Origin of the sequence: Mesorhizobium sp. M0678 (assembly GCF_040320505.1) — a bacterium.
Lineage (GTDB): Bacteria > Pseudomonadota > Alphaproteobacteria > Rhizobiales > Rhizobiaceae > Mesorhizobium.
Window position 1 is genome coordinate 646,309 of the sequence record NZ_JAMYPT010000002.1, and the last position, 15,061, is coordinate 661,369.

General features: G+C 63.5%; 12 protein-coding genes. 7 read left to right on the forward strand and 5 right to left on the reverse strand.

Annotated elements, in window-relative coordinates; translation table 11 throughout:
* Positions 1 to 5 precede the first annotated feature (5 nt).
* Positions 6 to 1,022 carry a type II secretion system F family protein gene (locus NKI29_RS06470; RefSeq protein WP_023676936.1) on the forward strand — a complete coding sequence of 339 codons (1,017 nt, stop codon included), beginning with the start codon at positions 6 to 8 and terminating at the stop codon, positions 1,020 to 1,022.
* Between the two features lie 116 nt (positions 1,023 to 1,138).
* Here the strand turns inward: NKI29_RS06470 and NKI29_RS06475 are convergent, their stop codons facing one another.
* Positions 1,139 to 1,960 (reverse strand): tetratricopeptide repeat protein, encoded by an 822-nt coding sequence (locus tag NKI29_RS06475; protein WP_023676937.1) that lies wholly within the window; start codon positions 1,958 to 1,960, stop codon positions 1,139 to 1,141.
* A gap of 122 nt (positions 1,961 to 2,082) precedes the next feature.
* On the opposite strand from NKI29_RS06475, the gene NKI29_RS06480 reads away from it, so the two are divergent.
* From NKI29_RS06480 to pdeM, 5 genes are all read left to right on the forward strand, one after another.
* Complete coding sequence (locus NKI29_RS06480) at positions 2,083 to 3,447, forward strand: leucyl aminopeptidase family protein (RefSeq protein ID WP_352455133.1); 1,365 nt, start codon at positions 2,083 to 2,085, stop codon at positions 3,445 to 3,447.
* 69 nt (positions 3,448 to 3,516) lie between these two features.
* The gene (locus NKI29_RS06485; protein ID WP_023676939.1) at positions 3,517 to 3,867 is read left to right on the forward strand and encodes a MarR family winged helix-turn-helix transcriptional regulator; all 351 of its coding nucleotides are present in this window, start codon (positions 3,517 to 3,519) and stop codon (positions 3,865 to 3,867) included.
* Complete coding sequence (locus tag NKI29_RS06490; protein ID WP_502896642.1) at positions 3,830 to 4,741, forward strand: C40 family peptidase; 912 nt, start codon at positions 3,830 to 3,832, stop codon at positions 4,739 to 4,741. The genes NKI29_RS06485 and NKI29_RS06490 overlap by 38 nt, the downstream gene beginning before the upstream one ends.
* 67 nt (positions 4,742 to 4,808) lie before the next feature.
* Entirely contained in the window at positions 4,809 to 7,331 is a 2,523-nt protein-coding gene (locus tag NKI29_RS06495) for a ligase-associated DNA damage response DEXH box helicase (protein WP_352455135.1), read from the forward strand.
* Positions 7,328 to 8,044, forward strand: coding sequence for a ligase-associated DNA damage response endonuclease PdeM (pdeM, locus tag NKI29_RS06500; RefSeq protein WP_023676942.1), 717 nt, complete (start codon positions 7,328 to 7,330; stop codon positions 8,042 to 8,044). Before NKI29_RS06495 ends, pdeM begins: the two co-directional genes overlap by 4 nt.
* Positions 8,045 to 8,046: 2 nt before the next feature.
* Here the strand turns inward: pdeM and NKI29_RS06505 are convergent, their stop codons facing one another.
* From NKI29_RS06505 to NKI29_RS06515, 3 genes are read right to left on the reverse strand one after another with little or no spacing between them, the layout of a single operon-like run.
* Entirely contained in the window at positions 8,047 to 8,982 is a 936-nt protein-coding gene (locus NKI29_RS06505) for a dimethyl sulfoxide reductase anchor subunit family protein (protein WP_352570352.1), read from the reverse strand.
* A gap of 11 nt (positions 8,983 to 8,993) precedes the next feature.
* Positions 8,994 to 9,728 carry a 4Fe-4S dicluster domain-containing protein gene (locus NKI29_RS06510; protein ID WP_352455137.1) on the reverse strand — a complete coding sequence of 245 codons (735 nt, stop codon included), beginning with the start codon at positions 9,726 to 9,728 and terminating at the stop codon, positions 8,994 to 8,996.
* Positions 9,725 to 12,655 carry a molybdopterin oxidoreductase family protein gene (locus NKI29_RS06515; protein WP_352795698.1) on the reverse strand — a complete coding sequence of 977 codons (2,931 nt, stop codon included), beginning with the start codon at positions 12,653 to 12,655 and terminating at the stop codon, positions 9,725 to 9,727. The genes NKI29_RS06510 and NKI29_RS06515 overlap by 4 nt, the downstream gene beginning before the upstream one ends.
* 279 nt (positions 12,656 to 12,934) lie before the next feature.
* On the opposite strand from NKI29_RS06515, the gene NKI29_RS06520 reads away from it, so the two are divergent.
* The gene (locus NKI29_RS06520; RefSeq protein WP_352576957.1) at positions 12,935 to 13,837 is read left to right on the forward strand and encodes a LysR substrate-binding domain-containing protein; all 903 of its coding nucleotides are present in this window, start codon (positions 12,935 to 12,937) and stop codon (positions 13,835 to 13,837) included.
* Between the two features lie 5 nt (positions 13,838 to 13,842).
* On the opposite strand, the gene NKI29_RS06525 is transcribed toward NKI29_RS06520, so the two are convergent.
* Entirely contained in the window at positions 13,843 to 14,970 is a 1,128-nt protein-coding gene (locus tag NKI29_RS06525; RefSeq protein ID WP_352795699.1) for an Hsp70 family protein, read from the reverse strand.
* Between the last annotated feature and the right edge of the window lie 91 nt (positions 14,971 to 15,061).

The following is a 15,061-nucleotide window of genomic DNA, read 5'->3' on the forward strand; positions in this document are numbered from 1 at the left end:
CGCGTATGACCGATCACGTCATCAGAACTCTCACCGACCCGTCCCTGCTGATCGCACTGCTGGTCGGTATCGCGGTGTTTGCGACCGTCTTCACGCTGCTGCCCGCTTTTGGCGGGAACCAGCTCAAGGCGCGCATGAAATCCGTAGCGCTGGAGCGCGATGAGCTGCGCGCCAAGCAGCGCGCGCGGCTGGCAGTCGAAGCCGACCGCCGCCGCAAGGGCCTGCGCGAAGAACAGTCGGTCGGCATGCGCAATATTGTCGATCGCCTGGATCTCAGGCGTGCGCTGGCGGATGAAGGTACCTTGCAGAAATTGAAAGTGGCGGGTTTTCGCGGGCAAAATCCGCTGACGCGCTTCCTTTTCTTCCGTCTCGTCCTGCCCTTCATCGGCTTTGCATTGGCGGCGATGTATCTGTTCGTGCTCGGCGGATTGCCCGAGCAGCCGCTTTTCGTGAAGCTGTTCGTGTGCATCGTGGTAGCCTATGCGGGATTCTACGCGCCCGTGCTCTACGTCAACAACCGCGCTACCAAGCGCAAGCAATCGATTCAGATGGCGTGGCCGGACGCGCTCGACCTGTTGCTGATATGCGTCGAGTCCGGCATGTCGGTGGAAGCGGCGCTTCGCAAGGTCGCCGATGAGATCGGCGCGCAATCGGTGGCATTGGCGGAAGAATTCATCCTGACAAACGCCGAGCTTTCCTATCTGCAGGAGCGCAAGCAGGCCTACGAGAACCTTGCAAGCCGAACTGGCCTGGAATCCGTCAGGTCGGTGTCCCAGGCGTTGGTTCAGGCCGAGCGCTACGGCACGCCCGTGGCGCATGCGTTGCGGGTGCTTGCCAGTGAGAGCCGCGACATGCGCATGAATGCCGCCGAGAAGAAGGCGGCCGCGCTGCCGCCGAAGCTCACCGTGCCGATGATCCTGTTCTTCCTGCCGGTGCTGTTCGCCATTATTCTGGGTCCCGCCGGCATCCAGGTGAGCCAGCGCGGCATCTTTGGCGACCAGCCGAAATCCAGCAGCGAGTAGCGCCAGCGGCGTTGCCAGAAACGCTGATACGATTCAGAGCCACGCTGCCGGTGCAGCGCGGCTCTTTGCGTTAGACATGTTGCGGAATTCGCGCGCCGGTTCGGCGCTCGAAGCGGTCAGTTGGTGGCGGGCTTTGCCTTGTCCTGGTCCTTGAGCTGGCTCCAGGCATTCTGCTGCGCCAGCATCTGGCGAAGGTAAGCGACGTTAGCCTGCGCCTGATCCTGCGACAGCTCTTGCGAGGCGATCTTCTCGGCCTCGTCGAAACGGCCTTGCAGACCGACGACCAGCGCAAGGTTCTGGCGGACGCGGCTATCTGCATTCGGCTGCTGGGCGGCTGAGCGCATATAGGTTTCGGCCGTGCGCAAATCACCTTCCAGCACGTACGACATGCCGAGATTGGAAAGGATCGACGGTTCGTTCGGCCTGAGATCCAACGCCTTGCGATAGCCTTGGCGCGCCTCGTCCTTTTGGCCGAGCTGGTCGAGAATGGCAGCTTCCGCCGACACCAGTTTCCAATCAGGATATTCAGGGGTCTGCGCGCGGCGCACGGCATCGAGAGCCGGTTCGAACTGTCCGTTGGCGGCAAGCGCCTTGCCATAGGCGGCGAGCACGTCGCGGTCCTTCGGCAGGGCGATCGCCAGCTTGCGCATCACCGCAAGCGATTGGTCTGCGTCGCCGTCCATCTGCAGCGCCGCGGCATAATTTGTCGCGATCCGCTTGTCGCTGGGGTTTTTCGAATAGGACTGGCCAAGCGCCATCGTAGCGTTGTGCAGTTCGCCCGCCGACATTGTTTCCAGCGGCTTGCCGCTTGGACGAGAAATCGAGCCAGTCGTCAATTTGCTGGTTCCGCAGCCAGCGACGCCTGCGGCAAGCGCCATCATCAACGCCGTGCTGATCAGCCTATTTGCGCTGGCGTTCATCCTGCGGTTGGTCGGCATCGGCACCAGGGCTCCGTTCATGCGCGTGACCATTTGCGAGGTCATCTTTCCTCCCGCAGAAATATTCTGTTAACCCTAACGGAGAGTTAAGAAACGTCGACTCGGAAGCCGGAGGCCAGCGAATGCCTGTCGAACTCGTCGAGAAAGAATTGAGCAATGCGCTGCCGGTCCATCTGGTGGCGAAGGATGCTCTGGCGGCGTCGGGCCTTGCGCCATCCTCGGTCGCCTGGGCCAAGGCCAACGGCTTTTCCGGCGAGGCCGGCAGGACGCTCATCGTGCCTGGCGACAACGGCGCGATTGCCGGAGCCCTGTTCGGCACCGGTGATGGCGAGGGCGCACTGGCCATCGGCGCACTAGCGAGAGCCTTGCCCGAAGGCGAGTGGCATTTTGCGTCCGCACCGGCCAAGCCGGAGCTTACGGCACTCGCCGTGGCGCTCGGCGGCTATGTCTTCACCCGCTACGGCAAGAAGCCAGGCAAGACGCTTCGCCTCGCGCTGCCGGCAGGCACCGACGCCGCCCGCATCCGCCGCCTCGCCGATGGCATTTTCCTGGCGCGCGATCTGGTTAACACGCCGACCAGCGATATGGGCCCCGGGCAGTTGGAGAAGGCCGCCCGGACCTTGGCCGCGACGCACAAGGCCGAAATATCGGTGACCAAAGGCGACGATCTTCTTACCGCCAACTTTCCGATGATCCACGCCGTCGGTCGGGCTTCTGCCGACGCGCCACGCCTGATCGACATGATTTGGGGGCCGAACAATGCCCCCAAGATAACGCTGGTCGGCAAGGGCGTCTGCTTCGATACAGGCGGTCTCGACATCAAGCCGTCCTCGGGCATGCTTTTGATGAAGAAGGACATGGGTGGCGCTGCCAACGTGCTGGGTCTCGCTTCCATGATCATGGCCACCGGGTTGAAGGTTCGGCTGCGCGTGCTCATCCCGGCTGTCGAGAATTCGATAGCCGGCAATGCCTTCCGGCCAGGCGACGTGCTGGTGAGCCGCAAGGGCATCACCGTCGAAATCGGCAACACCGACGCCGAAGGGCGGCTGGTGCTCGCCGATGCCCTGGCCTTGGCCGATGACGAAGAGCCGCAGATGCTGGTCGATATGGCGACGCTGACAGGCGCTGCCCGTGTTGCGCTCGGTCCCGACCTGCCGCCGTTCTACACCGGTGACGAGGCGCTTGCATCCGAGCTGGCGGACGCCTCCGTTGCGGTCGAGGATCCGCTATGGCGCATGCCGTTGTGGAAGCCCTATGACGCCAAGCTGGCGTCGAAGGTGGCCAACATCAACAACGTCACGTCGGACGGTTTCGCCGGCTCGATCACCGCGGCGCTTTTCCTGAAGCGCTTCGTCGAAAAGACCGCCGGCTGGGCGCATGTCGACATCTTCGCCTGGAACCCGTTCGACCGCCCGCACGGCCTTGCGGGTGGCGAAGCGCAAGGCATCCGGGCGCTGGAGCAGGTCATTTCGAACCGCTACGGCTGATTCTAGGACATAGCCGACGAAGGTATTGACTGAAACGGAACCGAAACAATTTTCCGACATGCTGGACGGATGTCGATTATCATGCGTCCAAGCCAAGCGTTGCGACTATGGCAACAGGTGGTGCTGTCGGAGGTGCGCGACGACGCGCCCGATCTCACCATGCGCCAGACGGCGATCCTGTTCACCATCTATCTCGATCCGCCGCCACACACGGTGCGGGGGTTAGCCGCCCGCCTCAACGTCACCAAGCCGGTGATCACCCGTGCGCTCGATACGATGGGGGCACTGAAACTGGTGTCGCGCCATCGCGACGAGCTCGACAAGCGCAACGTGCTGGTCAGGCGTACAGTCGAAGGCGCGCTCTTTGTCGAGCGCTTTGGCGATGTTATCATTGCCAGAGCCCAAGAGTTGCCCATTTGAACGAGTTGCCGATTTGACCGCCAGCGATGCCCGCCTCCATGCCTTCCGCTCCGATCTCGCCGACGCCAGGCTGAAAGGCGAGGTTTCCGCCGACCGTTTCGTCGCCGGCCGGCCGGCTCGCATATCAGCCTCCGTGGCCGATGTCCGCAAGGCTCCGCGCCCGGATGCCGGCGTCGATACCCAGCTTCTGTTCGGCGAAGACGTCCTCGTCTTCGAGGACGTTGAGGGCTGGGCCTGGATACAGGCCGAGCGCGACGGCTATGTCGGCTATGTCGCCGACACTGTGCTGGGCGGTCGGGACCATGCGCCCACGCATGTTGTCTCGGTGCCGCGCACTTTCCTCTATCCGGGACCGGATTTGCGGTTCCCGATCAGCGGGCAACTCTCGATGGGATCGGCGGTAACAGTGAAAGGCGCGGCTGAAACACGCCGCACGTACTATGCTCTGCTGCCATCCGGCGAGGCGGTCATATCTGACCATCTCAGGCCTGTCGCCGAGGTTGCCCCCGACTACGTCGCGGTCGCCGAGGCGTTTCTCGGCACGCCCTATCTGTGGGGCGGCGTTTCCGGCTTCGGCATCGATTGTTCCGGTCTCGTGCAACTTGCAATGCACATGGCTGGCAGGCAAGTGCTGCGCGACACCGACATGCAGGCGGCGACCGTCGGCGAGCCGCTCGAACCCGGGCCGGATTTTGCCGGGTTGCGGCGCGGCGACCTGGTCTTCTGGAAAGGCCACGTCGCGATCATGACGGATCCGGAGACCATGATCCACGCCAACGGCCACACCATGCTGGTGTCGCGTGAAGGACTGGGGGAGGCGGTCGCCCGTATCGGCTATCTCTATGGCGGACCGACCGGGTTTCGCCGGCCGTAACGCGAATCGATCACCTTTTGTTCTGATTCTGCTTGGCGATTGCGCGTCGCCGCGCTACCTCTGGCGCGTGACAGAGCAGCCGCGCCTTGCCCAACAGAATGCCGCCGTCGTCCTGCCCCAGCCATTCGTCAAATGGTTTGCGGAAAAGGGCTGGTCGCCGCGCGCCCACCAGATCGATTTGCTGGCCAAAGCCCAGGGTGGGCAGTCGGTATTGCTGATCGCCCCGACCGGCGCCGGCAAGACGCTGGCCGGGTTCTTGCCATCGCTGACCGAACTGGCCGGCCGACCGAGGAGAAGGCCGGGGCAGGCGCATCGAGGCATCCACACACTCTACATCTCGCCGCTGAAGGCGCTGGCCGTCGACATCGAGCGCAATCTCGGCAAACCCGTCGAAGAAATCGGGCTGCCGGTCACCGTCGAGACGCGCACCGGCGACACGCCCGCACACAAGCGCCAGCGGCAGAAGCTGGCGCCGCCCGACATTCTCCTGACCACGCCCGAGCAATTGGCGCTGCTGATTGCCGCGCCCGATGCCAGGCGCTTCTTCGAGGACCTGCGCTATGTCGTGCTCGACGAATTGCATTCGCTGGTGACCTCGAAGCGCGGGCATCTCCTGTCGCTCGGGCTGGCCCGGCTGCGCTCGTTTGTGCCCGCCCTGCAGACGATAGGCCTGTCGGCGACGGTCGCCGAGCCTGACGAATTGCGGCGCTGGCTGGTCAGCCAGAATCCACCGGGGCCGATGGCCGAACTGATCGTCGTCACTGGCGGCGCCAAGCCCGACATCTCCATTCTCGATTCGGAGGAGCGCGTGCCGTGGGCGGGACATTCGGCCCGCTACGCAACGCCGGAAATCTACAACGAGATCAAGGGCCACAAGACAACCCTGCTGTTTGTCAACACGCGCAGCCAGGCGGAGTTGCTGTTCCAGGAGTTGTGGCGGGTCAACGAGGAGACCTTGCCGATCGCGCTGCATCACGGCTCGCTCGACGTCGCGCAGCGCCGGCGTGTCGAAAAGGCAATGGGCGAGAACACCCTGCGCGCCATCGTCGCCACGTCGACGCTCGACCTCGGCATCGACTGGGGCGATGTCGACCTGGTCGTCCATGTCGGTGCGCCGAAAGGTGCCAGCCGGCTGGCGCAGCGCATCGGCCGCGCCAACCACCGTATGGACGAGCCGTCCAAGGCGATCCTGATACCGGCCAACCGCTTCGAGGTGCTGGAATGCAGGGCGGCGCTCGACGCCAATTATCTCGGTGCCCAGGATACGCCGCCGCTGGTCGATGGCGGGCTCGACGTCCTGGCGCAGCACGTGCTGGGCTGTGCCTGCGGTGCGCCGTTCCATGCCGATGCGCTGTTCGAGGAGGTGCGGACGGCAGCACCCTATGCCGATCTCGATCGCCCGACATTCGATCGCGTCATCGATTTCGTCGCCACTGGCGGCTATGCGCTAAGGAACTACGAGCGCTATGCCCGCATCCGGTTGAACAAGGACGGACTGTGGCGGGTCTCAAATCCTCGCGTCGCCCAGCAATACCGGCTCAACGTCGGCACCATCATCGAAGTGCCGGCGCTCAACGTCCGCTACGTCCAGGCGGGCAGCAGAGGCGCGGCTTCGCGTGGCGGCCGGGTTCTGGGCAAGATCGAGGAGGCGTTCCTCGAAACGCTGACGCATGGCGACACCTTCATGTTCGCCGGCAAGGTGCTGCGCTTCGAAGGTATCCGCGAGAATGAGTGCTTTGTCTCGAATGCACCCGGCAGCGACGCCAAGGTGCCGTATTACGGTGGTGGCAAATTCCCGCTTTCGACGTACCTGGCCGAACAGGTCCGCGCCATGCTGGACGATCCGCAGCGCTGGAAGAAGCTGCCGGAGCAGGTCGCCGACTGGCTACGCTTCCAGGCCGACAAGTCGGTGCTGCCGAAACGCGACGATCTGCTGATCGAGACCTTTCCGCGCGGCAACCGCTACTATCTGGTGGCCTATCCGTTCGAGGGCAGGCTGGCGCACCAGACGCTCGGCATGCTGCTCACCCGCCGCCTCGACAGGGCGGGAGCCAAGCCGCTCGGCTTCGTCGCCACCGACTATGCGCTTGCCATATGGTCGCTGGCCGATATGGGCCATATGTTCAGGGCGAAGAAACCGTCGCTGGCTGCGCTATTCGATCAGGACATGCTGGGCGACGACCTCGAAGCCTGGCTCGCCGGCAGTTGGTTGTTGAAGCGCACCTTTCGCAATTGCGCGCTGATCTCGGGATTGATCGAGAAACGCCACCCGGGGCAGGAGAAGAGCGGCCGCCAGGTAACCGTGTCGACGGATCTCATCTACGACGTGCTGCGCAGTCACGAGCCCGACCATATCCTTTTGCAGGCGACGCGTGCCGATGCCGCGACCGGTCTCTTGGATGTCAGCAGACTTGCCGAGATGCTCTCGCGCGTCCAAGGTCGAATCATGCATAAGAACCTCGAGCAGATATCGCCGCTCGCCGTGCCGATCATGCTCGAGATCGGCAAAATGCCGGTGCATGGCGAGGCCGATGACACGCTGCTGATGGATGCAGCCACGCTGGTCGAGGAGGCCATGGGGACGAAATGACTGTCGCGCTCGCCATGGCTGCGCCTCTGGCGGATGCGGGCGCTGTCCGTATCGCCGGCGAACGCGCGATCTGCGACCGTCGCGGCGTGCTCTATTTTCCCGAATTCCGGCTTCTGACCGTATCCGACCTGCATCTGGAAAAAGGCTCATCACTGGCGAGGCGCGGCACGCTGGTCCCACCTTACGACACCGGTGCGACGTTGCTCCGGCTACAGGCGGTGATCGCCGATTATCAGCCTGCGATCGTTATCAGCCTGGGCGACAGTTTTCACGATGGCGGCGGCGCCGCACGTATGCACGCGAGCTTTCGCCAAAGGCTGGAAGGGCTGATGGTCGGGCGCGACTGGTTCTGGGTCGCCGGCAATCATGATCCAGAAGCGCCGGCCGACTTGCCAGGCGAGACCGTACGCGAGCTGGCCATAGGCTCGCTACTCTTCCGGCACGAGCCTTCGGCGGTGAGAGTGGAAGGCGAGATATCAGGCCACCTGCATCCTTGCGCCCGCATCGTGCAGCAAGGCCGTTCGGTGCGGCGTCGTTGCTTTGCCGGCGATGGCGGCCGCATGATCATGCCGGCTTTCGGCGCCTATACCGGCTCGCTCAACGTGCTCGATCGCGCCTATGCCGGGCTGTTCCGCCGCGAAACGCTGATGGCCTATATGCTTGGCACAGAGCGCATTTTCGCGATTTCCCACGCGATGCTCAGACCGGGCTGAACCTACCTGCCGTAGTACAAAGTGACTGTGTGCTTGGCCTCGGCGAAGAACAGCCAGCGCTCGACCAGCATTCCGGCGAGTTGGGCGATTGCGGCGAGTATCGACAGTGCTGCCGCATAGGGCCACGGCAAGGCGAACGCCGCGACCAGCAGCAACGCGGGCAAAGCAAAGGCCAGCACCTGCGTGATCTGGCGGAGTTTAGCGCTGTGCTTGCGCGCAATGCGAAAACCCATCTCCTTGAGCAGATAGTTTTCCTCGGTATGCGGCCATTCCAGCGACCGCACCGTGCCGCCGGAAAGCCCGGTTGCGGTGTTGGCATTGGTCGGGATCTCCAGCCTGTCATTGTATCGCCAGGTCGCCAGCTTCAAACCCCAGCCGAGCGCGGTCAGCAACAGGGCACCCGCCAGAGGCATATTCGAGCCTGCGGCAAATCCCTGCAGCAGGGCGTTGAGCAGTACGCTGCCGGTCATCGCCGAAAAGACCAGGTAGGCGGGCAGGGTGAAGCGGCTGTGCCACTGGGCAATCGGCTTCAACGACGCGTAGATCATGCCGGTGGTGCAGACGGTTGCGACCGCGCCGATGGCAGCGAGCAGCCCGGCGACAGCCGCCCAGCCGCTCGTACGGCCGAGGACCACCCAGCCAATACCGAACAACCCCGCCGGCACGAAGGTGGCGACCGAGGCAACACCTTCGCGCGACAGCCATGAGCTACGCCATTGCGAGAAGGCACGCCAGGCGCGTTCGGGCCGGCTGAGATGGCCGGCCGACGACAGCAGGCCTGTCGAGATCAGGCTAAGCGCCAGCCCCATGCCGGTGAGGCCAAGCCAGAAATCGGGCGGGATAAAGCCCTGTCCGGCGAGCACGCCAAGCAGCGCGAGCAGGCCGTAACCGGCGCCCGTGGCCGTGGTGAAAAAGACGACGGAGAAGGCTGGATGCATGAAGGCACGGGTCAGTTCGAAAGCATGCGGTCGACCCAGCCGAGGAAGCCGCCTTCGGCCCGCACCGCTTCAAGCGCTGGCGCCGGCACCGATGCGGCGCGGGTGGTGTGGGCACGTGGCGGCAGATATTTGTTGGTCGGCTTATAGCCCATTTCCGGCATCAGATCGACACCGCCGCGCTCGGCCACCAGTTGCGAGATAGCGGATGCCGGATCGCCCAGATCGCCAAAATGCCGCGCGCTGGTCGGGCAAGCAGCGACGCAGGCCGGCACGCGATCTTCTTCCGCCAGATTGTCGTTGTAGATGCGGTCGACGCACAACGTGCATTTCTTCATCACGCCGACATTGGTGTCGAATTCGCGCGCTCCGTAGGGACAGGCCCAGCTGCACAGTTTGCAGCCGATGCATTTGTCCTCGTCGACCAGCACGATGCCATCCGACGCCCGCTTGTAGGAGGCGCCGGTCGGGCAGACCGTGACGCACGCCGGCGTCTCGCAGTGCAGGCAGGAGCGTGGGAAATTGACCGTGCGCCCACCCATCTCGGTCATGTGCTCATAACTGTGCACGCGGTTGAACCAGACGCCGTCGACATTGCCGCCATAGGGGTCGATGTCGGTTAGCGGCGCCATATGGCCGCCGGTGTTCCATTCTTTGCAGGCGGTAACGCAGGCCTGGCAGCCGACGCAGGTGTCGAGATCGATGACAAGGCCGAGCTTCTTGTCGGTATGGGTGGGAAGGCAAGTCATTTGGCAGCTTCTCTTTCCCGACGGAATTCGGCGCCGAAACTAAGCTTATCGGGCGGGGGCTCAAAATGCGGGGGCTGTCGGAACCGCTCGAACTGCGGTTCGGTGAAGCCTGCTTCCTCGTCTGCGCATTTGACGATGCGCACGCGCAGGTCGAACCATGCCGCCTGGCCGGTGACAGGATCGGAATTCGAATAGTGTTTGCCATTCGCATCGGCAGAGGTCTGGTCGCCGATGATGTGGTTGAGTAGAAAGCCGCGATTGGATTCGGCCGCATCATCCTTCAGCCCCCAGCTGCCGCGACGCTTGCCGATCGCATTCCACGTCCACACCGTATTGGCGTTGACGCCGTCGACCAGCTTGATCTGTCCTTTGACCTTGCCGTTGATGCTCTCGATCCACACCCAGTCGTCATCGACAAGCCCGAGGCTGGCGGCGGTCCGATCGTGCACGAACAGCCGGTTCTGGCTGGTGATCTGCCTTAGCCAGGCATTCTGCCCGCCCCAGGAATGGTACATGTGCATCGGCCGCTGCGTCAGCGCGTGCAGCGGATAGGCTTGGCTGTCGACCGCAGCCTCTTCGAAGGGCGCATGCCAGAATGGCAGCGGATCCATATAGGTCTCGATGCGGCTGCGCTCCGCCTCCGGCGGCAGCACCCGGCCATGGCCGCGCGCCGCAAGGCGGAAGCGCTGCATCGGCTCCGAATAGAGTTGGAACACGATCGGCTCGGCTTTCGGGATGAAGCCCATGTTCTCGGCGAAGTCGAGATAGGAGCGGTTGGCCATCTTGTAGTAGCGCTGATCGGCGGCGAAGTCCTGGTGCCAGAAGCCGCCATTGTCGATGTAGCGCTGCAACTGGTCGGGATTGACGTCGCCCTTGCCGACCGAGGTCCCGTCCTCGCCGCGCCAGCCGGCGAGCGGACCGACACCTGGCGTGCGCTCGTGATTGACGATGTAGTCGGCATAGTCGCGGTATTTGGCGGAGCCGTCGTCGTCAACGAAGCCGGGCAGGCTGAGCCGCGCGCCGAGTTCGATCAGCACCGTCTGGAACGGCCTGACGTCGCGGTCCGGCTCGACGACGGGATGGCGGATGGCGTCGCCCGGCCCGTCGGCGTGGCTGATCGGCCGGTCGAGCAGACTGATACAGTCATGACGCTCGAGATAGGTCGTGTCCGGCAGCACCAGATCGGCAAAAGGCACGGTCTCGGAATAATAAGCGTCGGAATAGATGATGAACGGGATCTTGTATTCGCCCGATATGTCCGCGTCGGTCAGCATCGCCATCGTCTCGACGGTGTTCATCGACGAGTTCCAGGCCATGTTGGACATGTACATGAACAGCGTGTCGATCGTGTAGGGATCGCCGGCCCAGGCGTTACGAATGACCGTGTGCATGAGTCCGTGTGCGGCCAGCGGCGCATCCCAGGAGTAGGCCTTGTCGATACGGATCGGTTTGCCGCCTCCGTCGATCAGCAGGTCTTCCGGCCCGCAGACGAAGCCGAGCGGCATGCCTTCGAGTGGTGTCATCGGCTTCACATTCTTGCCGGCGGGCTTTGGACCCGGCGGCGCGGACCGCGGATAAGGCGGTTTGAAGCGGAAGCCGCCCGGCACGTCCACCGTGCCGAGAAGCACCTGAAGCAGATGAATGGCGCGGCAAGTGTGAAATCCGTTCGAATGGGCCGAGATGCCGCGCATCGCATGCATCGACACCGGCCGACCCTTGATGGTCTCGTGCCGGCGGCCGGCCCAGTCCGTCCAGGCCACCGGCAGTTCGATTTGCTGTTCGAAGGCGACATGAGCGAGTTCTGCAGCAATGCGTCGGATGGTGTCGGCGGAGATGCCGCACCGGTCAGCGACGGCGTCGGGCGAATAGCACTCGTCCAGATAGCGGTCGGCGACGAGTTGGAAGACCGGCACGCATCGGCGGCCGTCGACGAGAACGCTGCCGGTCAGTGCGGGCTTTGCGTCGGTATCGCCGGCGTCGACAGGCATCTTCGCCACCCTGTCCCAAGCCAGCGGATTGCCGTCGCCATTGCGCATGAACAGCCCGTCATCGACAGCTCCAGGCTCCTGAACGACCAGGATGTGGGCATTGGTGTAGCGCAAGAGGTACTCGAGATCGATGCGGCCTGCCTTCAGCAATTCATGGATGAGGGCGAATACGAACAGGCCGTCGGTGCCGGGCCGGATGCCGATCCAGTCGTCGGCAATTGCATTATAGCCGGTGCGGCAGGGATTGATTGAAACCACCTTGGCGCCGCGCGCCTTGAGCTTGCCGAGGCCGATCTTGATCGGATTGGAATCATGGTCTTCGGCAACCCCGAACAGCATGAAATATTTGGTGTTGTCCCAGTCGGGCTCGCCGAACTCCCAGAACGAACCGCCAATCGTGTAGAGGCCGCCGGCCGCCATATTGACCGAGCAGAAGCCGCCATGGGCGGCAAAATTCGGCGTGCCGAACTGGCTCGCCCACCAGCCGGTCAGCGATTGCGACTGGTCGCGCCCGGTGAAGAAGGCAAGTTTCTTCGGATCGGTTCGGCGGATGTTCGAAAGCCGTTCTGTCGCGATCGACAAGGCTTCCTCCCACTCGATTTCGCGGAACTCACCCGAGCCGCGCGGGCCGGTGCGCAGTAGCGGCTTCTTCAGCCGGGCCGGGCTGTAATGCTGCATGATGCCGGCGCTGCCCTTGCCGCACAGCACACCGCGGTTGACCGGGTGATCCTTGTTGCCGTTGATGTAGCGGACCTTGCCGTCCTTGATATGGACGTCGATGCCGCAGCGGCAGGCGCACATATAGCAGGTGGTCTTGGCGATGCTGTCGGAGACATCAGGCGAAGTATCGACGCCGTCGCCTTCAGCGGGGGCGCGCGTATCGGCAAGCGGCCGTTGTGATGGTGCCGAATTGGCTCCGCGCAGCAGGTTGTTGGTCATGATCCGGTGATGCTCTTGCGCTCCGCGAACTTGGCTCTCGTCTTCGGGCCGGGGCCGCGCATGTAATGCTCTTCCGGCCGATAGCGTTCACCCAAGAGCCGCCGCCGCAGGCTGCGGGTCCAGTGCGCAAACACCGATTTGAACCGCCCCACCAATTCTACCCTCGACTGCTCTGGCGCGACTTTTTTCCAATTTCGGGCCAAAATTTAGAACAAAGCAACCGATCCGTCTAACAACTTGCTCTTGTAATTCCAATCGGATTTGCTTCTTAGTGTCGGAATGACCCTGGACCAGTTGCGGATCTTCGTCGCCGTCGCCGAACGGGCGCACATGACCAAAGCGGCCGAGTTGCTGGGCATCTCACAGTCGGCCGCATCCGCCGCGATCCGCTCGCTCGAACAGCAGCATGGCGTCCAGTTGTTCAACCGCGTCGGCCGCAGCATCGAGCTTGCCGAAACCGGACGCCGATTCTTGCCCGAGGCCAAGGCGGTCCTCGAGCGGGCTGCGGCCGCCCACAATGTGCTGGAGAATGTCTCGCAAACAATATCAGGCAGTCTCTCGATCGCTGCCAGCCAGACCATCGCCAGCTATTGGCTGCCGCGCCGGCTCGCCTCTTTCCACGAAGCCTATCCTGCCGTCAGGCTGAGCGTGAGCATTGGCAACACCAGGCAGGTCGAGACCTATGTACTTGATGGCGCAGCCGATTTTGGCCTGGTCGAGGGGCGCACCGAATCCGACATTTTGCGGCGTGCCAAGGTCGATATCGATCGCATGATGCTGGTCGTGGCGCGCTCGCACCCTGAGATCGCGGAAGTTTCGCCTGGACATCCCGACCTTGGTGGGCTTCGCTGGATCATTCGCGAAGGCGGGTCGGGCACGCGCGAGGCGCTGGAGGACCTTGCCCGACGCGACGGGATTTCGTTCGCGGACCTGCAGATATTCCTGGTATTGCCGAGCAATGAGGCTATTCGCCAGGCGGTCGAGGCCGGCGCCGGCGCCAGCATCATCTCGGAACTCGTCGTCGCGCGCGCGGTCGCCGAAGGCAGCCTGCGTTCTGTGCCGGTCGATCTGCCGAAGCGCGAATTTGCCATGATCACGCATCGCGACCGGCAGCCAAGCCTGGCCCAGATGGCGCTCAAGGCGCATCTTGGCGGCAAAGCTGACAGATCCGCGCCGCTTTAAGCCGATCAGCCGAACTTCCGCTGCGCATCGAGCGCCAGCCCAAGCCCGACCGAGCCGAACACATCGCCTTCGATTACCGACGCCTGCGGCACCAGCGCCAGGATCTGCTGCCTGGCCAGCGGGATCGCGGTCGATCCGCCGGTCAAGAACACCGCGGTGATATCCGAGGCCTTCACCTGTGCGTCGCGGATGGTCTGCTCGACCGTAGCCGCAACACGCTCAATGTCCCTGGCTATGGTGGCTTCGAGACCCTTGCGCGTGATTTCTGCCGTGAACCTCACCTCCGGCAGCGCGACCTCGACATCGGCCGACGATCGGTCCGTCAGCTCGATCTTGGCCTTTTCGACCAGCGCCGCCAGCGCGTGGCCGTAACGATGCTCGACAATGTGGATGAAGCGGTCGACCAGGTCTGCGCGCTCCGCCTCATAGCGGATCTGGCGCAGATGCGTCATCGCCCTTGCGGTATAGACCAGGTTGATGCGCTGCCACGTCGCCAGGTCGATGAAGTAGCTCGCCGGCAGATTACGCTTGCCATCCTTGGTCGGTGAGAGATGGCCGAGCTGCGGCATCACATGGGCGATGCTCAACAGCCGGTCGAAGTCGGTACCGCCGATGTGGATGCCGCGGCTGGCCAGGATGTCGTCCTTGCGGTCAAGCGAGCGGGCGCGCTCGGGCGAAACCCGCACGATTGAGAAGTCGGACGTGCCGCCGCCCATGTCGACGATCAGCGCCAGTTCCTCGCGCGTCACCTTTTGTTCGTAGTCGAGTGCCGCGGCAATCGGTTCGAACTGGAAGGCGATGTGCTTGAAGCCGTGGGCACGAGCGGCATTTTCGAGTTCGTGCTCGGCCTTGGCGTCGGCCTCGGCATCGTCGTCGACGAACTGCACGGGCCGTCCCAGCACGACGCTGTCGACCGCGTCATGGGCTTCTTCTTCCAGCTTCTTTTTCAGATGGCCGACGAACAGGCCGACAATCTCCATGAAGCCGATCGAGCGCGCCTTGATGCGCGTCTTTTCGTGGGCGAGCGAGCTGCCGAGCACACTCTTCAACGAGCGCATCAGGCGGCCTTCGATACTGTCCGTATAGTTGGCAAGGGCGCGTCGCCCGAAATAGGTGCGGTTGTGACCTGCCACCGAATTTTCATCCAGCCGCAATTAGAGCCTCGGCGGGTTGTACGCCGTATGGCGCGGGTTGAGCAACGGGCGATCGGCGGAGCTGGTCGGG